The 21,833-nt window shown below is 39.2% G+C and carries 16 protein-coding genes and 3 pseudogenes; 18 read left to right on the top strand and 1 reads right to left on the bottom strand.

Going from position 1 to position 21,833, the window contains the following annotated elements; translation table 11 throughout:
- Window positions 1-106: 106 nt before the first annotated feature.
- From glyS to J5F42_RS05880, 18 genes and pseudogenes are all read left to right on the top strand, one after another.
- A complete protein-coding gene (gene glyS / locus J5F42_RS05965) occupies window positions 107-2,212 on the top strand; it encodes a glycine--tRNA ligase subunit beta (RefSeq protein ID WP_283491224.1) in 2,106 nt (701 codons plus the stop codon).
- Window positions 2,202-3,500 carry a TolC family protein gene (locus J5F42_RS05960; protein ID WP_283491223.1) on the top strand — a complete coding sequence of 433 codons (1,299 nt, stop codon included), beginning with the start codon at window positions 2,202-2,204 and terminating at the stop codon, window positions 3,498-3,500. Before glyS ends, J5F42_RS05960 begins: the two co-directional genes overlap by 11 nt.
- Window positions 3,497-4,570 (top strand): efflux RND transporter periplasmic adaptor subunit, encoded by a 1,074-nt coding sequence (locus J5F42_RS05955; protein WP_283491222.1) that lies wholly within the window; start codon window positions 3,497-3,499, stop codon window positions 4,568-4,570. The genes J5F42_RS05960 and J5F42_RS05955 overlap by 4 nt, the downstream gene beginning before the upstream one ends.
- Window positions 4,570-7,629 (top strand): efflux RND transporter permease subunit, encoded by a 3,060-nt coding sequence (locus J5F42_RS05950; RefSeq protein WP_283491617.1) that lies wholly within the window; start codon window positions 4,570-4,572, stop codon window positions 7,627-7,629. The genes J5F42_RS05955 and J5F42_RS05950 overlap by 1 nt, the downstream gene beginning before the upstream one ends.
- Window positions 7,630-7,644: 15 nt before the next feature.
- Entirely contained in the window at window positions 7,645-7,926 is a 282-nt protein-coding gene (locus J5F42_RS05945; RefSeq protein ID WP_000880319.1) for a DUF3240 family protein, read from the top strand.
- Window positions 7,927-7,992: 66 nt separating this feature from the next.
- Complete coding sequence (locus J5F42_RS05940; protein ID WP_078241751.1) at window positions 7,993-8,280, top strand: virulence factor; 288 nt, start codon at window positions 7,993-7,995, stop codon at window positions 8,278-8,280.
- Window positions 8,281-8,470: 190 nt separating this feature from the next.
- A pseudogene (locus J5F42_RS05935) lies at window positions 8,471-9,543 on the top strand (dynamin family protein).
- Window positions 9,542-11,718, top strand: a pseudogene (locus J5F42_RS05930) (dynamin family protein); the annotation flags it as partial. The pseudogenes J5F42_RS05935 and J5F42_RS05930, both read left to right, overlap by 2 nt.
- The gene (locus J5F42_RS05925) at window positions 11,718-13,622 is read left to right on the top strand and encodes a dynamin family protein (RefSeq protein WP_097699901.1); all 1,905 of its coding nucleotides are present in this window, start codon (window positions 11,718-11,720) and stop codon (window positions 13,620-13,622) included. The pseudogene J5F42_RS05930 and the gene J5F42_RS05925, both read left to right, overlap by 1 nt.
- Before the next feature lie 138 nt (window positions 13,623-13,760).
- Window positions 13,761-14,699: an NAD(P)H-dependent glycerol-3-phosphate dehydrogenase gene (locus J5F42_RS05920; RefSeq protein WP_000401698.1), complete on the top strand. Its 939-nt coding sequence runs from the start codon at window positions 13,761-13,763 to the stop codon at window positions 14,697-14,699.
- A 13-nt stretch (window positions 14,700-14,712) separates the two neighbouring features.
- On the top strand, window positions 14,713-15,609 hold the full coding sequence (glyQ, locus tag J5F42_RS05915; protein ID WP_097699902.1) for a glycine--tRNA ligase subunit alpha: 897 nt from the start codon (window positions 14,713-14,715) through the stop codon (window positions 15,607-15,609).
- A 1-nt stretch (window position 15,610) separates the two neighbouring features.
- Window positions 15,611-16,342, top strand: coding sequence for a GTP cyclohydrolase I (locus tag J5F42_RS05910; RefSeq protein WP_097699903.1), 732 nt, complete (start codon window positions 15,611-15,613; stop codon window positions 16,340-16,342).
- Between the two features lie 9 nt (window positions 16,343-16,351).
- Window positions 16,352-17,131, top strand: a complete 780-nt coding sequence (locus J5F42_RS05905) for a zinc ribbon domain-containing protein (RefSeq protein WP_097699904.1) — start codon at window positions 16,352-16,354, stop codon at window positions 17,129-17,131.
- Window positions 17,132-18,313 (top strand): lipid IV(A) 3-deoxy-D-manno-octulosonic acid transferase, encoded by a 1,182-nt coding sequence (waaA, locus tag J5F42_RS05900; protein WP_097699905.1) that lies wholly within the window; start codon window positions 17,132-17,134, stop codon window positions 18,311-18,313.
- An 11-nt stretch (window positions 18,314-18,324) separates the two neighbouring features.
- Window positions 18,325-19,053, top strand: coding sequence for an RluA family pseudouridine synthase (locus J5F42_RS05895; RefSeq protein ID WP_283491221.1), 729 nt, complete (start codon window positions 18,325-18,327; stop codon window positions 19,051-19,053).
- Window positions 19,054-19,062: 9 nt separating this feature from the next.
- Window positions 19,063-19,917 carry a prolipoprotein diacylglyceryl transferase gene (gene lgt, locus J5F42_RS05890; protein WP_097699907.1) on the top strand — a complete coding sequence of 285 codons (855 nt, stop codon included), beginning with the start codon at window positions 19,063-19,065 and terminating at the stop codon, window positions 19,915-19,917.
- Window positions 19,914-20,541 (top strand): annotated as a pseudogene (rdxA, locus tag J5F42_RS05885) (oxygen-insensitive NAD(P)H-dependent oxidoreductase RdxA). Before lgt ends, rdxA begins: the two are co-directional and overlap by 4 nt.
- 64 nt (window positions 20,542-20,605) lie before the next feature.
- Entirely contained in the window at window positions 20,606-21,172 is a 567-nt protein-coding gene (locus J5F42_RS05880; protein WP_000476715.1) for a hypothetical protein, read from the top strand.
- Between the two features lie 2 nt (window positions 21,173-21,174).
- Here the strand turns inward: J5F42_RS05880 and J5F42_RS05875 are convergent, their stop codons facing one another.
- Window positions 21,175-21,831 carry a CinA family protein gene (locus J5F42_RS05875; protein ID WP_097699909.1) on the bottom strand — a complete coding sequence of 219 codons (657 nt, stop codon included), beginning with the start codon at window positions 21,829-21,831 and terminating at the stop codon, window positions 21,175-21,177.
- Window positions 21,832-21,833 lie beyond the last annotated feature (2 nt).

Genomic DNA, 21,833 nt, shown 5'->3' with positions numbered 1-21,833 from the left:
TACCTTTTGTATTTAAAAAATAAACTAAACTAAAAATAAATTCAAGTATAATTCTAACATGATTTAGTCTTAAAAGTGATTTTGTTTTTTAGGGAGAATTGAGATTTTGCATTCAGATGAATTGTTAGTAGAGATTTTAGTTGAAGAATTGCCCGCACAAGCGTTATTGAATGAATATAAAGAAATGCCTAAAAAACTCCACGCTCTTTTTCAAAAACGCGCTTTAGAAGTGGGAAATATAGAGATTTTTTACACCCCTAGGCGCTTGTGTTTGTTTATCAAAGACTTTCCTCTTTTAACCCAAGAAACCAAAGAGGAATTTTTTGGGCCTCCCGTTAAAATCGCATGCAACAATGAAGATAAAACGCAAGGGTTGAACGCGCTAGGTTTAGGGTTTTATCAAAAATTAGGACTAAAGGATCCCAAGCATTTCCAAACAGCGTTTAAAAACAATAAAGAGGTGCTTTATCACGCTAAAATCCATGAAAAAGAGCCTACAAAAGATTTAATCATGCCCATTGTGTTAGAGTTTTTAGAGGGTTTGAATTTCGGGAAGTCTATGCGTTGGGGCAATGTGGAAAAAAGCTTTATCAGACCCATTCATAATATTTGCGTGTTGTTTAATGGGGAAAATTTTAACGGTATTGAAGTCAAAGAGTATGGCTTTAAAACCAAGCAAGCCACCAAAGCGCACCGACAAGAGGGTTTTGATTTCATCCAAGTGGATAGCCCTAAAGCGTATTTTGAAGTTTTAGAAAAAAACCATGTCATTTTAGACCCTAAAAAGCGCGAAGCTAAAATCTTACAAGAAATTAAAGAGCTAGAAACAAAGCATCACATTAGCGTAGAAATAGATAGGGATCTATTAGATGAGGTTGTAGCGATCACGGAATACCCCAGCGCGCTTTTGGGGGAGTTTGACAAGGCGTTTTTAAAATTACCCAGTGAAATCATCACCACTTCCATGAAAGAAAACCAACGCTATTTTGCAACCTTTTGTCAAAAAAGCCAAGAAGAAAGCCCAACATTGCACAACGGCTTTATTGTGGTGAGTAACGCTATCAATAAAGACAAGCAAAAAATCATTGCAGGCAATCAAAAGGTTTTAAAAGCCCGCTTGAGCGATGCGGTTTTCTTTTATGAAAACGATCTTAAAAAGCCCTTAGATAACGCCCCTTTAGAGAGCGTGGTTTTTGTGCAAGGTTTAGGGACTTTAAAAGATAAAATGGAGCGCGAAGCGATCATCGCTCAATACTTGACGCAAAAATATATTTCATCTTTAAACATGCCTTTAGAAAAAGCCCTTGAATTGATTGGCCGAGCCGTTCAAATCGCTAAGGCGGATTTACTCAGTGAAGTGGTGTATGAATTTAGCGAGCTTCAAGGGATCATGGGCTATTACTACGCTTTAGAACAAAACGAAAACGAGTTGGTCGCCTTGAGTGTGAAAGAGCAGTATTTGCCCGCAAGCGAAAACGCCCCCTTGCCCTCTAGTGTTTTTAGCGCGATCGTGGCTTTGAGCTTGAAATTAGACAGCTTGTTTTCTCTTTTTAGCGCGGGTAAAATCCCTAGCGGATCTAAAGATCCTTTTGCTTTAAGGCGTTTGAGTTTTGGGCTATTGAAAATCATTGCGCATTACGGGTTAGAATTTGACTTGAAAGCGGATTTGAAAAACCTCTTTGAAAAAGTGGGCGTTTATCAAAGCTTTGATTTAGAAATTTTAGAGAAGTTTTTACTGGAGCGCTTTCATAATTTAATAGATTGTAACCCCTCTATTATAAGGAGCGTGTTAAACACCAACGAGCGAGACATTGTTACAATCATCCAGAAAGTCAAAGCCTTAAAACGCTTTTTAGATGAACCCAAGAACGCTCAAAAAAAAGAGTTGCTTTTTAGCGCTTTCAAACGCCTAGCCAATATCAATAAAGACAGAAACCCTAACGAATCAAGCGGGTTTTCTACGAGTCTTTTCAAAGAATCGCAAGAGCATGCCCTTTTTGAAGCGTTTAACGCGATCAAAATGAGCGCTTTTGAGAGTTTGGATAGCAAAATAGAGGCTTATTTTGGTTTGCATGCGCCTTTAGAAGAGTATTTTAAAAGCGTGCTAGTCATGGATAAAGATATAGAAATCCAAAAAAATCGTAAAAATTTCTTGTGGGGCGTGTATCAAAGTTTCTTAGAAATTGGGGATATTAAAGAAATTGCGATTTAATGCTGTCAAATGCAAAATCCAGCGTTTTTTGGGGGTAACTTTTTTTATAAGCATGTTTAGTGCGGGCATGCTTAGCGCGAAAATCTTTACCCTACAAGAGTTTTTTAAAGAAGTAGAAATTAATTCAATGGAGTTGATCGGCAAAAAAGCCGATTTTAAAAGCCGTTTGAATGAGCAACGCTCCGTGAACGCTTGGGATTTCCCCTATATTTATAATGAAACTTCTATGGTGAAAAACTTCCAAGGCATTGTAGAAGCGCAGCCCAGAACCCTTTTAATGGTAAGACCCAAGCTCCCATGGGTGAGTTCGCTTTTATCCAAAAGCCTTTCTATCAAAACCATTCAATACGATAAAAGCTATCAATTGAATAAAAATCTCGCTTTTATTGGCGCTAAACGCCTTTATTTGACTTATGTGATGACTAAAGAAAAGTATCAGGTGTATGCGCAACGAGAAGCGAACTTTTATTCGCAGCTCAAAATCGCTAAAGAAAAAGTCAAAGCCGGCAGCATGAGCGAAAAAGATTATATCAACTTCAATAATTCTTATTTGGAATCCAAACTCGCTAAAACCAATGTGGAAACCAAACTCATAGATTTAGAAAAGATGCTAGACACGATGCTTGCGATTGTGGAGCCGGTCAAAGAGGGGGTGCATTTTGACACTTATTTAGACCATTTGCATGATGTCAAGGTGATCGGTTTGGATTTTGAATACGTGCGATTAGAGCCTGAAGCTTTAAAGTTCAAATTGGATCGCTCGTTGTATGTGGATATTTTGGATTTGACGGCTAAAGATTATCAAGTGAATGCGAAACTGGCTAATAGAGACGTGTTTAATGCATTTGAATTTGGGATTGGCTCTGAAAGCTATAACTCTTCAACCAATCTTTCTATAGAAGTGCATATCCCTTTACCGGTAACGCCTAAAAATATCTATCAAAAGCGTAAATTCTTGGATTTGCAAAGCGGGACGCTCGCGCAAAATGAAGTGATGAAACGAAACATTAGAATTAACGCCAATTCCTACTTAAACCAGCTCAAAACCAAAGAAGCATACATTGAAACCCAAAAAGAAGCCATTGCCAATAAGAAGCGTTTGATGGAAATGGGGCGCATCGCTTATGAAGCCCAAAAAATCGGGCTTTTTGAATACTTGATTTATCAAAATTCTTACATGGACGCTCTCATCACTCTAGCGGAAGCCAAGATTGAATACATTGATATTAGCGCGCTTTTAGAAGAGACTTTAGGGGAGAGCTTGACCAGATTAGGAGAATTGCATTGAAGCGGGCGTTATGGTGGCTTATGTTAATGGGCGTTTTGGGTGTTTTTTTGGAAGCCAAAGAGTATCCAGAAATTGTTTTAGAAGAAAAAAACTTGCAACCCATGGGGTTAAAGGTGATTAAATTAGATAAAGAGATTTTCAGTAAAGGGCTTCCTTTTAACGCTTATATTGATTTTGATAGTAAAAGCTCTGTGGTGCAGAGCTTGAGTTTTGATGCGTCTGTGGTCGCTGTTTATAAAAGAGAGGGCGAGCAGGTGAAGGCTGGAGATGCGATCTGTGAAGTGAGCTCCATTGATTTAAGCAATCTGTATTTTGAATTGCAAAACAACCAAAATAAATTAAAGATCGCTAAAGATATTACTAAAAAAGATTTAGAGCTTTATAGGGCGGGGGTGATCCCTAAAAGGGAGTATCAAACGAGCTTTCTAACCAGTGAAGAAATGGGCTTAAAGGTGGAACAATTAGAGAGCGCGTTTAAAAGCTTTGGCGTGGATCCCAAAAACCCTAAAGGGCAGTATGGTTTTAGGATTGTGGCTAGAGACAGCGGTCTTTTAGCGTTAGCGCCTAAAAATGTGGGCGAAAAGATTTTGGCTTTCACTAGCTACGTGCGTATTTCAAAAAGCGATGATTTAATCGCTCAAATCAAATTGCCTGTAGGCGTTTCTAAAACCATTAAAAGGGATTCGCCGGTCTATAATGAAGAGGGGGAAAAAATCGGGAAAATCCAAAGCGTTTCGGTGGTGTTAGACAAAGGCTCTAACACGATTTTAGCCACCGCTTTATTAGATGAGGGCAATTACCATGTGGGGGAAATGGTAGAAATGTATATTCAAGGCTCTCAACCCAAAGACTCGGTTTTAATCCCTTCAAACGCTTTAATTAGAAACGGGAAAGATTACCTGGTGTTTGTGAGAACGCCTAAAGGTTTTAGGCCTGTGGTGGTTCAAGTTTTAGAAGAGCGCAGCAAGATTTTTATCGTGAACGCTCAAAATTTACACCCCAATGACAGCGTGGCAGTGGGGTCATTGATAGGGTTAAAAGGCATGATCAACAATTTAGGGGAAGAATGATGCTCGCTTCCATCATTGAATTTTCCTTACGCCAAAGAGTGATCGTGATTGTTGGCGCGATTCTTATTTTGTTTTTTGGGACTTATAGTTTTATCCACACTCCAGTGGACGCTTTCCCGGATATTTCGCCCACTCAAGTTAAAATCATTTTAAAACTCCCCGGCTCTAGCCCTGAAGAAATGGAAAACAACATCGTGCGCCCTTTAGAATTGGAGCTTTTAGGCTTGAAAGGGCAAAAATCTTTAAGAAGTGTTTCAAAATATTCTATTTCAGACATTACGATAGATTTTGATGACAGCGTGGATATTTATTTAGCGAGGAATATTGTCAATGAGCGCTTGAGCAGCGTGATGAAAGATCTACCCGTGGGGGTTGAAGGGGGCATGGCGCCCATTGTTACGCCTCTATCAGACATTTTTATGTTCACCATTGATGGCAATATCACTGAGATAGAAAAACGACAGCTTTTAGACTTTGTGATCCGCCCGCAATTGAGAATGATTAGTGGCGTGGCGGATGTCAATTCTATTGGAGGCTTTAGCAGAGCGTTTGTGATTGTGCCGGATTTTAATGACATGGCGAGACTTGGGGTGAGTATTTCTGATTTAGAATCGGCTGTGAGAGTGAATTTAAGAAACAGCGGAGCGGGGCGCGTGGATAGAGATGGCGAAACCTTTTTAGTCAAAATCCAAACCGCTTCTTTGAGTTTAGAAGACATTGGCAAAATCACCGTTTCCACGAATTTAGGGCATTTGCACATTAAGGATTTTGCAAAAGTCATCAGCCAGTCTCGCACCCGCTTAGGGTTTGTCACTAAAGATGGCGTGGGCGAGACCACAGAAGGCTTGGTGCTTTCTTTAAAAGAAGCCAACACGAAAGAAATCATCACTCAAGTGTATCAAAAACTAGAAGAATTAAAACCCTTTTTACCGAGTGGCGTGTCCATTAATGTTTTTTATGATCGCTCAGAATTTACGCAAAAAGCCGTTGCCACCGTTTCTAAAACGCTCATTGAAGCCGTTGTTTTAATCATCATCACGCTCTTTTTATTTTTAGGGAATTTGAGGGCGAGCGTGGCTGTGGGGGCGATTTTACCCTTAAGCTTGTCCGTGGCGTTTATTTTTATCAAGTTTAGCGATCTGACTTTAAACTTGATGAGTTTAGGGGGGTTGGTTATCGCTATAGGCATGCTCATTGACTCAGCCGTGGTGGTGGTGGAAAACGCTTTTGAAAAATTGAGCGCTAACACTAAAACCACTAAACTCCATGCAATCTATCGTTCTTGTAAAGAAATCGCCGTTTCAGTGGTGAGCGGGGTGGTGATTATTATTGTGTTTTTTGTGCCGATTCTAACCTTACAGGGGTTAGAGGGCAAGATGTTTAGGCCTTTAGCGCAAAGCATTGTGTATGCGCTTTTAGGCACTTTAGTTCTATCCATCACTATCATTCCTGTAGTGAGCTCTCTTGTCTTAAAAGCCACGCCCCATAGCGAAACCTTTTTAACGAGGTTTTTAAACAGAATCTACGCCCCTTTATTGGAATTTTTTGTGCATAACCCTAAAAAAGTGATTTTAGGAGCGTTTGTTTTTTTAATCGCAAGCCTTTCTTTATTCCCTTTTGTGGGGAAGAATTTCATGCCCGCTTTAGATGAGGGCGATGTGGTTTTGAGCGTGGAAACCACCCCTTCTATTTCTTTAGATCAATCTAGGGATCTCATGTTAAACATTGAGAGCGCGATTAAAAAGCATGTCAAGGAAGTTAAAAGCATTGTCGCGCGCACAGGGAGCGATGAATTGGGGCTGGATTTAGGGGGCTTGAATCAAACCGATACTTTTATTTCTTTTATCCCTAAAAAAGAATGGAGCGTTAAAACCAAAGATGAATTATTAGAAAAAATCATAGATTCTTTAAAAGACTTTAAGGGGATTAACTTTTCTTTCACCCAACCCATTGAAATGAGGATTTCTGAAATGCTTACAGGGGTTAGGGGGGATTTAGCGGTTAAGATTTTTGGAGATGATATTAGCGCCTTAAACGAGTTGAGTTTTCAAATCGTGCAAGTTTTAAAAGGGATTAAAGGATCTAGTGAAGTTTTAACCACGCTTAATGAGGGCGTGAATTATTTGTATGTAACCCCTAATAAAGAAGCGATGGCGGATGTGGGGATCAGTAGCGATGAATTTTCCAAGTTTTTAAAATCCGCTTTAGAGGGTTTGATCGTGGATGTGATCCCTACAGGGATTTCACGAACCCCAGTGATGATCCGTCAAGAGAGCGATTTTGCAAGCTCTATCACTAAAATCAAAAGTTTGGCCTTGACTTCAAAATATGGCGTTTTAGTGCCTATCACTTCTATCGCCAAAATTGAAGAAGTGGATGGCCCTGTTTCTATCGTGCGTGAAAATTCAATGCGCATGAGCGTGGTTCGCAGTAATGTGGTGGGGCGCGATTTGAACTCTTTTGTAGAAGAGGCTAAAAAAGTGATCGCTCAAAACATCAAGCTCCCTCCTAGCTACTATATCACTTATGGGGGGCAGTTTGAAAACCAGCAACGGGCCAACAAAAGGCTTTCCACTGTTATCCCTTTAAGCATCTTAGCGATTTTTTTCATTCTTTTTTTCACTTTTAAAAGCATTCCTTTAGCCTTGCTCATTCTTTTGAATATCCCTTTTGCGGTTACTGGAGGGCTTATTGCGTTGTTTGCGGTAGGGGAGTATATTTCCGTGCCAGCGAGCGTGGGCTTTATCGCTCTTTTTGGGATTGCGGTTTTAAATGGCGTGGTGATGATAGGCTATTTTAAAGAGCTTCTCTTGCAAGGAAAAAGCGTAGAAGAATGCGTTTTATTGGGCGCTAAAAGGCGTTTGAGACCGGTTTTAATGACCGCTTGCATTGCCGGTTTGGGTTTGCTCCCTTTATTATTTTCTCATAGCGTGGGATCAGAAGTCCAAAAACCTTTAGCGATCGTGGTGCTTGGAGGTTTGGTTACCTCAAGCGCTCTAACCTTACTCTTACTACCGCCCATGTTCATGCTCATTGCTAAAAAGATTAAAATCGTTTGAGTTAAAGGATTTTGCATGCTCGCTTTAGAAATTTATATTGATATTTGCTTGAAAGACGCTTTAATAGATTATTTATTTGAAAAAGGTTTTGATGATTTTTTTTATGTGGAATGCTATAAATACGCCGCTTCTTCATTGCTTTTAAGCCAAAAAGAGCAGGTGAGCGGGCGTAAAGACTACGCTAAATTCAAGCTTTTTTTAAGCGATGAAGTGGCTTTATCTTTGGCTCAAGCTTTAAAAAACCAGTTCGCTTCTAAAGAAATGAAATTGTTTTATTCTCAAACGCATGGGTTGTAAAACGCATGAGTTATCAAACGAAATTCTAAGTAAAAATATGCTATAACACCAATAAAGGAGCTAATGATGTATGCTGTAACTTTTGATCTTGACACGAATTGCTTGAATGAAAACGGAGTGAATCTGTCAAAAGTTTATTCTGATATTCGTAAATTCATGGAACAACACGGCTTTAAATGGCAACAAGGTAGCGTGTATTTTGGCGATGAGACCATCAACGCTGTTACTTGCGTCGCTACGGTGCAAATTTTAGCCAAGCAAATACCAAGTTTTGCGGTTTGTGTTAAAGATGTGAGGATGTTAAAAATAGAAGAAAACAACGATTTAATGCCGGCTATCAAGATTGTTTTATGAAATTGAGTATAATGAGAGCCATTAAATGGTGCTAGGAGTTTGTAATGGTTGTTATTCTTAAAAATTCGCTTTCTCTCTCTCTCTCTCTAGTCAGCCGTTTTATCTTTTCACCCCCATATAAACCCTATCCATATTTTAGGGATTTTTGCGTCTTATTTAGATTTTAATTTTTAATTTTAAAGGATTGGTAATGATTTTACGCGCACAGACGAATTTTGTGGAGTTTTTAGAACAGGTTTTAGAAGTTTTAAAAGAAGTAGAGATTGATAAAACAGAATGCTCTACTCTTTTAGCAAGCATTCAAAAACAACAGCTTGTGATACCCATTGTGGGGAATTTCAGTGCAGTGAAAAGCACGCTATTAAACCGCTTTTTAGGCAGTAGCGTTTTGCCTACCGGTATCACGCCAGAGACTTCTTTAGCCACTGAATTACACTATAGCGCTAACGAACGCATAGAGGCTTTTTCAAACAATGATGAAAAAACAGAGAGTTTTGAACTGAATGAGCAAAGTTTTGAGGCGATTAAAGACAATGCCACGAAGTATTCCTACCTTAAGGTTTATTTGAATAATGAAGCGCTAAAAGATAGCGCGCCTTTGGTGTTTGTGGATATGCCTGGGTTTGATAGCCCTATTTCAAGCCACACCCATGCCATTTTGGAATATTTGGAAAGGGGCGTGCATTTTGTCATCCTCACAAGCGTAGAAGAGGGCAACCTTACTAAACGCATGGTTAGGGAGTTAAAAAACCTTTTAGAGTTTGACAAAGGCCTTAGCTTTATTTTGAGTAAAACGAATTTGAAAACGCCTTCGCAAGTGGGAGAAATCTCTCGCTACATTCAAGAGCAAATCCAGGATCACCTTGATTTGACAACGCATCTTATTTATTCCAATAAAGACAATAACGCCCTTTTAGAAGTAGCGGATACAATAGACGCTGAAAAGCTTTTTAGCGCTTTGTATTTGAAACGATTGAAGTTTTTAAACTCCCAGTTACAAAATAGCTTAATTGAAGTCAAAGTGATACCAGAGGTTCAATACAAGCTTAAAAAAGTTTTACCGGGCTTGTTTAATGAATGCTTGGAAAATTCCCTAAAAGGTTTAAAAGATCGGTGCGAACTAGAAATCACGCATAAAAAACAAGAAATCGCGCTCGCTCAAAAGGAAAAAGAAAAACACCTTAACGATTTAGAAGATCAAAAACAAATCTTAGAAAACAAGATCAACGCTTAAGCGATCTAGAACAACAATACTTAAGGTAGGGATCTTAAAGTCGGTATCATCGGGCGCGTGAAAGCAGGCAAAAGCTCGCTCTTAAACGCTTTGATTTTTGAGAGTGTAGAGGTTTTACCCAAAGTGGCAATGCCAATGACCGCTAGCCTCACTGTTTTAAAATATGCAAAAACCCTGAGCGCTCAAGTGGAGTTTTATAGCCAAAAGGATATTTTAGAGCTTAAAAACGAACATGCAAGGTATGAAAGGGAATTTCAAAGAATGGTTGGTGAAGAAGTCAAAAGACAAAAAGAAAAACAGAGTCTTTCAAATAGGGCTAAAGAGGGATTAAATAAGTTTGGCAAAATGTTTAGCAGAAACAAAAACCCTGAAGCAGCGCCCAAAGAGAGGGTTTTAAGCGATGAAGAAATAGTGAAAAGGGCTGAAAGGATCGCTAAAGATAAATTAAAAGGGGACGAAAAACTCGTTTCATCACACGATCAATATGAAAGAATGAAAAAAGCGGGCTAATCAACACGGAAAAATTGGATCCACGCATTCAAGCCAACAACTTACAAGAGCTGAATTAAAAGTTGCTCCAATTCGTGGGCGCGGACGGGAAGTATATGCCCTACACTAAAGCGGTGCAAATTTCTTTGAATAACCCCAATCTTAAAGATTTGGAAGTGATTGACACCCCAGGCGTGAATGATCCCATCGCTTCCAGGGAAGAGCGCACCAAAGCCTTATTGAAAGATTGCGATGTGGTGTTTATTGTAAGCCCTTCTGGTCAGTTTTTAACGGATAGCGATATGAGTTTGTTTGACAGGGTTTCTAATAAAGAAGGCCTTCAAGAAATTTATTTTGTGGCAAGCCAGACAGATAGCGCTGTTTGCAGTCCTAGTGAAGTGCAAAACTCTCGCCACCACCTCCCCACAGCCTTAGAAAACGCGCAAAAAACCCTTTCATCTCAATTGAATAATATCATGGGAGCGTTGATTCAAACCTACCCTAACCAACGAGAGGTTTTTGAAAAAGCGATCAAAAATGGCGTTATTTTGGCTTCAGGGGTTTGCTTTAGCATGTATAAAGACTTTAACAACCAAGCTTCTTGGGAAAGAAGCCAAAAAACAGAAGAGTATCACAATGCCTTACGGAATTTAAAAGATTCTTACCCTGACGCTTTTAGTAGCGATGATAAGTCTAAAGAAAGCTTACTCTTTTTAAGCAATATGGGCGCGATTGAAGAGCGTTTAAAAAAAGCCGCCAAAGAGAAAGAAAAAATCATTTCTCAAAAATTGCAAAGTTATGCAGAGAGCCAAGCGAACAACCTCCATAAATTCATAGTGCAGTTGTTGCAAGATTTGGAAGAAGAAAAAAAGAGGGTTAAAAACGCTGACATTAGCGCTATCAAAGAGCAAATAGTGGTTTATCAAAACCTCTCTAATGAGATTGAAACAGGGTTTGATGGGGTGTATGAAGAATTTATCTTGCATTTCATCAAAAACACTAGAGATGTCTTGAATGAAACCTTAACGAAAGCTATCCGAACGGCTAAAACGCGCTCTAGAGAAGAATAGAAAGAAGAGCATTATATTGAAAGAGTGAAGCAAGGCGGTCTTTCTGGAAGCTTTAAAAGAAATTTTTTGTGGTGGGCTGATGATGATGCGGGCTATAATGAAGTAGAACGCACAAGAGCAACCATTAAAGCCGGAGCGGTGCTTGATCATTTAACAGAGATGCATGAACGCTGCGAAAGCGCTTTGAATGACAGCGTTGAATCTTTTAAAATCGTTTTCAAAAAAGAACTCTACGCTAAAGTCTTTTCTCAATTGCGCGAAATCATCTCTGATGATTTGATTGATGAGGTGGCTTTCAAAAAAAGCGTGGATGCTGTTTTAGATTCCATTGAATTTAAAGAGTTTGATTATGCCGATAAGCTTCCTGGCGAGATAAGGGGGAAAACGGGCTTTTTAAAAGGCGATGAAGCTAATGCTTTCATACAAAGCGTGGAAAATCATGTGAGGAATTTTGAAGCTGAGACTAAAAAAGATGTGAAAGGCTATATCCAAGGTTTAAGAGAGAATTTAGGCGAACAAGATTTTGCTAATGGGGTGCTTTCAAAACTCCAAAAAGACATGCAAAACTTGCACAATCAAGCGCAAAACAAAGTGCAATCCATCGCTCAATTAGACGCAAAAATCCAAGCTTTAAAGGAGATCTAATGAGCGTTAATTTTTTTAATGGCATTTTTAATAACAATAGCGCAGCTGAAAACCACTACAATATAGAGCCGGTGGGATTAGAGGAGCGCTACGATTTGATCGCTTGTATTTTAAACGCTAAAATGGAAAATGAAGGGCTAGAAGAATACCAGAGCGTTTTAGACAACGAGTTTTTAGAGTTCGCTAGCGGCGTGGATTCGCTCAAAGAAAAGGAAATAGCGTTACTAACGCTCCAAGAAATTAAAAAAGAATTGCAATTAGTAGCGAGCTACTCTAGTTTGTTCCAAAAAACCATCGTTGCGGTGGGGGGAGGGTTTAGCGCGGGAAAATCCACTTTTTTAAACAACTTGTTGGGCTTGAAATTAAAACTCCCTGAAGACATAGATCCCACCACAGCTATCCCCACTTATTGCTTAAAGGGTAAAAAAGAAGTTTTAATGGGGTTTTCTCAAAATAGGGGCATGGTGGAATTACCTAATCTCGCTTTTAACCATCAGTTTTTAGACTCCCTTGGTTTTAATCTCAAAGAAATCATGCCTTTCATGCTTTTGAGCGCTCCTAGTGTGCCTTTTGAATTTTTATGCTTCATAGACACGCCTGGCTATAACCCCGCCAATCAAGGCTATACGGGTGGGGACAAAGAAGCCTCTAAAGAATCCCTAAAGCACGCCAAACACATTTTATGGCTCGTTAGTTGCGAGTGTGGGGATCTTCATAAAGATGATTTAGAGTTTTTGCAAGAATTATACGAAGAAGAGGGCAAGCAGGTTTTTATCGTATTGAGTAGGGCTGATATGCGCACCAAAAGCCAATTAGAAGAAGTCGCTATTAAAATTAGAGAAACTTTAAAAGATAATGGCATTGAATTTTTAGGGATTGGCGCTTATAGCGCTACAAGGTATCAAGAATATAAAGAACTCAGCGAAAAAAGCAAAGTTTTTAACTCGCTTGAGAAATTTTTAATGAAGTTAAATCAAAGGAGCGAGAAACAAAACGAAATTTTAGAATCTTTATACGAGGTGTGTTTGGCGTATGAAAAGGCTATTGAGCAAGACGCTAACCGATTCAAACGCTACCAAAAGGCTTTGCATTCTGTCAAACTGGATTTGATGCAAAAGGGCTTTGACGATTTCAACAACGATGCTACCTTTAATAAAATTCATTCGCTCAAAAAAGAATTTTCTGAGCAAGAGAAAGCCAAAAAAGAGAATTTAGCGCGATTGAACGAAGTGATTGACTTGTTTAAAGAAAGTATTGATAAAGTCTTTGATCGTGTGAGCGCTTTCACTTGGGAAAAATACAAAGAACAAAACGACGACGAAGAGGACGATGAAGCAAACTACAGGGAATTTGAAGAAATCAAAAAAATGGCGCTGTATTTTAGGGATTGCAGTTTGTTTTATTTGGATTTGCTTGAATTGAGTGAAGGAGAGATCCAAAGAGAAGAAGAGAGAACAGATTATTTTAATGATTTTCTTCAACTGCACTACTCTTTAGAAAATTTGCAAACGCTTAGGGAATTTAAAGAAAAAGAAAACGAAGACTATCAAGAGTCCTTAAACGATGAGAAGCTTCAAAACGATTTGCGGGAGTGGAGGGATTTAAAAAACACACCGGAAGAAATAAACCGCCGAGAGTTTGAAGAAATCAAAGAAATGGTGCTGTATTTTAGGGATTGGTGCATGTTTCGTTTAGATTGGTATGATTTGAGCCAAGAAGAAATCCAAGAATGTAGAGATTGGATGGATGAAGATAATGAATTGATCCAACTAGACTATTCTTTAGCAAATTTGTCAATACTTAAAGAATATAAGGAAACAAACGAAGAATATTATCAAGAGTCCTTAAACAATGAGGAGCTTCAAAATAATTTGCGGGAGTGGAGGAGAACAAAACGGCGGTGATTTAGATCAGAGCGTGAAAGAGATTTCTGATTTTTACTACCCTATTTTTAATCAAAGACAGCGTTTTGAATGTAAGGGCTATTTTAAACTTATTATTGTAAAATGGTGAGTTTTACAATCAATGAGATTAGGAATTTAATGGAAATTGCAGTATTTGGTGGCGGGGCGTGGGGGAGGGCTTTAGCCTTTGCTTTTGGAGAAAAGAATGAAGTCAAAATCATTTCAAGGCGCGATCTAAACGAGCCGCTAAAAAAGCTCAATGACGCTTTAATCTCTAAAGGTTCTGCCCCCATAGAGCAAGTGGATTTACAAAGAGGCTTAAAAGCAGCGCTCTATGTTATCGCTATTAGCGTGCAGCATCTAAGGGAATGGTTTCAAAACGCTTCTTTACCCAAAAACGCTAAGGTTTTAATCGCTTCTAAAGGGATAGAGGTTTTAAATAAGGCGTTTGTGAGCGAGATCGCAAAGGATTTTATCGATCCTAATTCTTTGTGTTTTTTAGCGGGCCCGAGTTTTGCGGCTGAAATCATTCAAGGCTTGCCTTGCGCGCTAGTCATTCATTCCAATAATCAGGCTTTAGCGCTAGAATTTGCCAATAAAACCCCCTCTTTTATCAGAGCCTACGCCCAACAAGACATCATAGGGGGTGAAATCGCTGGTGCGTATAAAAATGTGATAGCCATTGCTGGGGGGGTTTGTGATGGCTTGAAATTAGGTAATAGCGCTAAAGCGAGTTTATTATCTAGGGGTTTAGTGGAAATGCAACGCTTTGGGGCGTTCTTTGGGGGCAAGACAGAGACTTTTTTAGGGCTTTCTGGGGCTGGGGATTTGTTTTTAACCGCTAATTCTATTTTATCTAGGAATTATCGTGTGGGTTTGGGGCTAGCCCAAAACAAGCCTTTAGAGGTGGTTTTAGAAGAATTGGGCGAAGTGGCTGAAGGGGTGAAAACGACCAACGCTATTGTGGAAATCGCTAGAAAATACGGCATTTACACGCCCATTGCGAGCGAATTAGCCTTGCTTTTAAAGGGTAAGAGTGTGCTAGAGAGCATGAACGATTTGATCAGACGCGCTTAAAAGGAAAGAGAGCATGCAAGATTTTTCAAGTTTATTATTAAAATTACAAGAGTATTGGAAAGATCAAGGCTGTTTGGTGATCCAGCCTTATGATATTCCTGCAGGAGCTGGGACATTCCACCCGGCCACGCTTTTAAGGAGTTTGGATAAAAAGCCGTGGAATGTGGCGTATGTCGCGCCCTCTAGAAGGCCTACTGATGGGCGCTATGGGGAAAACCCTAACCGCTTGGGGAGTTATTACCAATTCCAAGTAGTCATCAAGCCCAGCCCTTCTAATATCCAGGAACTCTATTTAAAAAGCTTAGAAGTGTTAGGGATAAACCTTAATGAGCATGACATACGATTTGTAGAAGACAATTGGGAGAGTCCGACTTTAGGGGCATGGGGGCTTGGTTGGGAAGTGTGGCTTGATGGCATGGAAGTTACGCAATTCACTTATTTCCAGCAAGTGGGGGGCATTCCTTGCAGCCCTATCCCTGTGGAAATCACTTACGGCTTAGAAAGATTAGCGATGTATGTGCAAAAAGTGGGAAATATCCTAGAGATTGAATGGGCTAAAAACAATCATGACAGCGTGCGTTATGCGCAAGTGCATTTAGAAAGCGAATACGAATTTAGCAAGTATCATTTTGAAGTAGCGAGCGTAACAAGGCTATTAGAAATGTTTAAAAACGCTCAAGCCGAAGCCTTGCATTGCTTAAAAAACAAGCTCCCCTTACCAGCTTATGATTTGGTGATGCTATGCTCGCATTTTTTCAATATTTTAGACGCCAGAAAAGCGATTTCGGTGGCTGAAAGGCAAAATTATATTTTACAAATCAGGGATTTAGCCAAAGGGTGTGCCGTTCTTTATAAAGAGCAAGAAGAAGAAAGAGAAGAGCGTTTAAAAAACGCTCTAATAAAGGCTTAAAATGGCGTTAGTTAAGGAAGTGTTGGGAGTTTTGAACCGCCTTTCGCCTTTTGAACTCCAAGAATTGTGGGATAATAGCGGGTTGAATGTGGGGAGTGGAAATAGCGAGTTTAGCGAGATTATCGCATGCTTAGAAATCACGCTTCAAATCGCTCTAAACGCGCCACAAAACGCCCTAATCATCACGCACCACCCTTTAATTTTCAAGCCCTTAAAAACGCTAAATTATGAGGCTTATCCGGGGAATATTTTAAAAATCTTAATCCAAAAAAACATTTCAGTCATCAGCATGCACACGAATTTTGACAAAACGCATTTAAACAAGCATTTCGCGCACGCGCTTTTAGGGTTTGATGGCTTGATGGAAAAAGGCCTTATGTTAGTGAAAGAAAACGCTAATATAGAATTTGATGCGCTTGTAGAAAGGATTAAATCTTCTTTAGGGGTGGGACAATTAGCATGCGTCAAAAGTTCTCAAATGATTAAAGATTTAGCGTTTGTGTGCGGATCGGGGGCGTCCATGTTTTCTTCTTTAAAAGCGCAAAGCTGTTTGATTACAGGCGATGTGAAATACCATGACGCCATGATCGCTCAATCTTTAGGGATAAGCTTGATTGACGCCACGCATTATTATAGCGAAAGGGGTTTTGCACTGATTGTGGCTGAAATTTTGCATTCTTTCAATTATTTGGTTAAAATAGAGAATTTTAAAAACCCCTTGCAAATCATTTAAAGGAAAGCGATGAACACCCACCTCAAACAATTGATTGAAATTTCGCATTTGGATAAAGAAATTGACTCTTTAGAGCCGTTGATCAGAGAAAAACGAAAAGACTTGGATAAAGCCTTGAATGATAAAGAAGCTAAAAATAAAGCGATTTTGAATCTGGAAGAAGAAAAATTAGCCCTAAAATTGCAGGTTTCTAAAAACGAGCAAACCTTACAAGACACGAACGCTAAAATCGCCAGTATCCAAAAGAAAATGAGCGAGATCAAATCCGAAAGGGAATTGCGATCTTTAAACATTGAAGAAGATATTGCTAAAGAACGATCCAACCAAGCCAACAGAGAAATTGAAAATTTGCAAAATGAAATCAAGCGCAAAAGCGAAAAACAAGAAGCTTTGAAAAAAGAAATGCTAGAGCTTGAAAAATTAGCGTTGGAATTGGAAAACTTAGTGGAAAACGAAATCAAAAACATCAAAGAAACCCAACAGATCATCTTCAAAAAGAAAGAAGAACTCGTGGAAAAAACCGAGCCTAAAATCTATAGCTTTTATGAAAGGATCAGAAGATGGGCGAAAAACACGAGCATTGTAACGATCAAAAAACAGGCTTGTGGGGGTTGTTTTATTAGATTGAATGATAAGATTTATACCGAAGTGCTAACGAGTGGGGATATGATCACTTGCCCGTATTGCGGCCGTATTTTATACGCTGAGGGCGCGTATGAAAGTAACGCTCAACCTCCAAAAGAAAGCCAAGAAGAAAACCAACAAAAAGAAAGCCAAGAATCCGTTTGATTGTTTAAGTTTTTCTACCTTTTATTGTTAACTTTGGGGCATCTTTTTGGTGCACCTTTCATCTTCTTTTTGAGTTTTAAAGAAAAATACCGCCATTCTTTAAAGGCTCGTTTTTTTCTCAAAGACAATCTTTTAAAAAGCGAGCCGGTTTTTTGGTTCCATGCATGTTCTTATGGGGAGGTCAAATCCTTAGAGCCAATCATTCAAGCTTTAAAAGAGCCGATTTTAATCAGCGTTACCACTAATACCGGCTTTGAATTAGCCGCTCAAACTTATCAGCGCTCTCAACACATAGAAGTGCGTTACCTGCCTTTTGAAACTTTATTATTCGCATGGAAAAAAAACTTAAAACGCTTGAAAACTTTGGTGGTTACAGAAGCGGAATTGTGGTTTAATGTGTTTGATACGGCTCAAAAATTAGGGGCAAAAACCATGCTCATTAACGCTAGGATCAGCGTTCGCTCTTACTCTAAGTATCAGCGTTTTTCTTTCTTTTATGCGCTTTTATTCAAACGCATTGATTTGATCTTAGCGCAAAGCAAGGACGATCAAAAGCGCTTGTTGAATCTAGGGGCTAAAAAAGTGGTGGATTTTTTGAATATCAAGCGTTTTTCAAAGCCTGTGATCACTTCGTTTTACCCTAAAAACCCAAGCGCTTTAAACATTGTTTTAGCCAGCACGCATGAGGGCGAGGAGGAATTGGGGTTAAAAGCGTTTTTGGAGTTCAAAAAGACGCATAAGAACGCAAAGCTAATTGTTGTGCCGCGCCACCCGGAGCGTTTTAAAAGCGTGCGGAATTTGTTGCAAGATATTTTAAAAACGACGCCTTTTAGTTGGGAGTGTTTTTCTTCAAAAGGTTTTGTGGAATGCGATATTTTGCTAGTGGATAGCTTGGGGGAATTGAATAACTTCTATGCGATCGCAGACATTGTCATTTTGGGGGGTTCGTTTGTCAAAATGGGGGGGCATAACCCTTTAGAGCCGGCGTTTTTTAATGCACGCCTAATCACAGGGGAGTATCTTTTCAACCAGGTGGCGTTGTTTGAATTAATCAAGCCTTATAAAATCGTTCAAAAAGAGGATCTGTTAGGTGCTCTTTTAGATTACAAAAATTTAGGCGTGGCGCGTTTTTTAGAAAACGGGCATGATTTAAACGAATTGCTTGCATTTATCAAACATTAAAAAGGATAAACATGGAAAAAGCTTATAAAGTATTGAGCGTTCAAGAAAACATTTCGCATAAAAAAGCCAAAGCTTTGATTGATTTGGGGTTAGTGAGTATAGGGGGGAAGAAATTGATGGTCGCCAGAAAGGAATTGCCTAAAAACACACGCTTTAATGTCCAAAAAATTGAAAAACCCAGCGTGATTTTTGAAGATGAAAACATTCTAGCCCTTTTTAAACCCCCCTTTATAGAGAGCTATGATCTGGTTTCTTTTTTCAAAGGTTGGACGCTGTTGCACCGCTTGGATAAAGAAACAAGCGGAGTGATTTTATTGGTGAAAGAAAATTCAGAGTTCCACTTGAAAGCTAAAAAGGCTTTTAAAGACAGGGCGGTTAAAAAAGAGTATTTAGCTCTCGTTCAAGGGATTGTAGAAGAAGAGCGAGAAATCAACGCCCCCATTCTCACGATTAAAACCACCAAAGCGTTCAGTAAAATCTCTAAAAAAGGGCAAGAAGCGGTTACGATCATCACGCCTTTAAAAGTCATCAACAAAAAAACCCTTTTAAAAGTGGGAATCAAAACCGGAAGAACCCACCAAATCAGAGTCCATTTAAAGCATATCAACCACCCCATTATAGGCGATACGCTCTATAATAACGAGCCAAGTTCAGCCAAACGCTTGATGCTCCATGCGCATAAAATCGCGCTGTTAGGGTATGAATTTGAAGCGATCCCCCCTAAAGAATTTGAAATTTAAGGATTGATTATGAACGCTTGGAATACGATTTATGATCAATTTAACCCTATCGCTTTTAGTCTTGGCGGTATTGAAGTGCATTGGTATGGTTTGGCGTATGCGTGCGCGATTGTTATCGCATTTTACATGGCGTTACGAATGATCCAAAAAGACCCCAAACGATTCCCCATTGAAAGGAAGGAATTTGAGAGTTATTTTTTATGGGCGGAGCTTGGCATTGTGCTAGGGGCAAGGATAGGATACATTCTTATTTATGAGCCTAATTCTGGCTATTATTTGACGCATTTTTGGCAAATCTTTAACCCTTTTGATAGCCATGGGAATTTTGTGGGCATTCGTGGGATGAGCTATCATGGGGGGTTGGTGGGGTTTTTGATCGCTTCGTATCTTTATAGCCGTAAGGATTTGAAAAAGCTTTTGATTTATTTGGATTTGATTGCGATCAGCCTGCCTTTAGGGTATGTTTTTGGGAGAATTGGGAATTTTTTAAACCAGGAGCTTTTTGGGAGAATTGTTCCCAAAGACAGCCATTTAGGGCAAATCATAGGCATTATGGTGGATAACGAGTTGCGCTATCCTAGCCAATTGATTGAAGCGTTTTTAGAGGGGGTTGTCGTGTTTTTAATGGTAATGTGGGCTAAAAAACACACCAAAACGCATGGGTTGCTTATTGTGGTTTATGGCTTGGGGTATTCCCTGATGCGCTTTATTGCGGAATTTTACAGAGAGCCGGATAGCCAAATGGGGGTTTATTTTTTAAATTTGAGCATGGGGCAGATTTTAAGCTTATTTATGGTAATTGTTTCATTAGGGATTTTATTGTATGCTACGAAAAATTCTAAAAAAATAAAGGAAAATCAATGAAATTTTTGGATCAAGAAAAAAGAAGACAATTGCTAAACGAGCGCCATTCTTGCAAGATGTTTGATAGCCATTATGAGTTTTCTAGCACAGAATTAAATTGCTGAAATCGCCAGGCTATCGCCAAGCTCTTACAACACGCAACCATGGCATTTTGTGATAGTTACTAATAAGGATTTAAAAAAACAAATTGCAGCGCACAGCTATTTTAATGAAGAGATGATTAAAAGCGCTTCAGCGTTAATGGTGGTATGCTCTTTAAGACCTAGCGAGTTGTTACCATACGGCCACTACATGCAAAACCTTTATCCGGAGTCTTATAAGGTTAGAGTGATCCCCTCTTTTGCTCAAATGCTTGGCGTGAGATTCAACCACAGCATGCAAAAATTAGAAAGCTATATTTTAGAGCAATGCTATATCGCTGTGGGGCAAATTTGCATGGGCGTGAGCTTAATGGGATTGGATAGTTGCATTATTGGAGGCTTTGATCCTTTAAAGGTGGGCGAAGTTTTAGAAGAGCGTATCAATAAGCCTAAAATCGCATGCTTGATCGCTTTGGGTAAGAGGGTGGCGGAAGCGAGCCAAAAATCAAGAAAATCAAAAGTTGATGCAATTACTTGGTTGTGATTAAACAAAATCAAAAACTTTTTAACTATAATCAAACCTAAATTAAAGTTTAAGGAGTGGTATTTTGTTTAAAAGAATGGTTTTAATCGCTCTTTTAGGGGTGTTTTCAAGCGTTTCATTAAGCGCTAAGAGTCTTTTAAGAGATGATGGGATTTTAGTTTCTGATTTAAAGGGCATGAAATCAGAACTGTCTGATGCTCCAGCTTGGGTTTTTGAAGACCCTAAAGTCCCCTACGAAGAAATGGGCGTGGCGTATATCCCTGTTAATAATAAATATTTAGGGATTGAGCAAGCGACCTTAAACGCTAAATTGAGCTTGATCGTGGTTTTTCATGAAATCATGTTGAAGTATAAAAAACGCTTCATGGAGCAATTCCATGAGTCCGAGCAAACGGCTACGAATATCAGCTACGCTATCTATAATTATCTAGCGACTAAGATTCAGGTAGCCTACACTTACACGAATTTAAAATCGGAGGTGGCTGTGGTGAAAATCAAGCTAGTGGGTTGCCAGATTGAGCAAATCAAAAGGTATTTAAAAGCGAGCGTTGAAAACCTTAACGATAACGAAATCGCCTACATCGCTAAGGTCGCTCAAAAAGAATTTGGTAGCGTTTGCGCGTTAAGGTAGTTTTATAGCATTCTAGCGAGCATGTTTAGTGCATGCTCTACGCTTTTGTTTTGAATGCTTTCTCTATTGCCTTCAAAAAAACAGCGATCGATTAAAGCTTGAGATCCCAATCTTTGCACGCCAATGTAAATCGTGCCTACAGGATTAGCCTTACTCCCTCCATTAGGGCCAGCCACCCCACTGATCGCCAACGCTAAATCTGCTTTAAAATTTAAAAACACGCCTGATAGCATTTCTTTCACGCATTCTTCGCTATAAACCCCAAAGACTTTTAAAGTCGTGGCATTGACCTTCAATAATTCGCGCTTAACCTCTTCATTGTAACACACAATACCCCCCATAAAAACCGCTGAAGCCCCGCTAATGGAAGTGAATGCATGCGATAATAACCCCCCAGAGCAGCTTTCAGCCACCGCAATTTTTAAACCTAAAGATTTCAAGCGCTCTATTACAGCGTTTGCGCTTTTTTTGTTATCGTCTAATTCCACAATATTGGAGTTAAAAAGCGTTTTAAGATAGATTCTCGCGCGCTCTATATTCTCGCCTTTTAATTCAAAGCAGTCTTCTTTGACTTGAGCGGTGATTTTCAATCGTTTCAATTCTTTTTCAATCAAAATAAAACCGCTCTCATTATCCATATTCAAAAATTTAAATTTCATTT

It is taken from the genome of Helicobacter pylori, assembly GCF_030062585.1.
In the GTDB taxonomy this organism is placed as follows: domain Bacteria; phylum Campylobacterota; class Campylobacteria; order Campylobacterales; family Helicobacteraceae; genus Helicobacter; species Helicobacter pylori_CN.
This window is presented reverse-complemented; position numbering and strand designations above follow the sequence as displayed.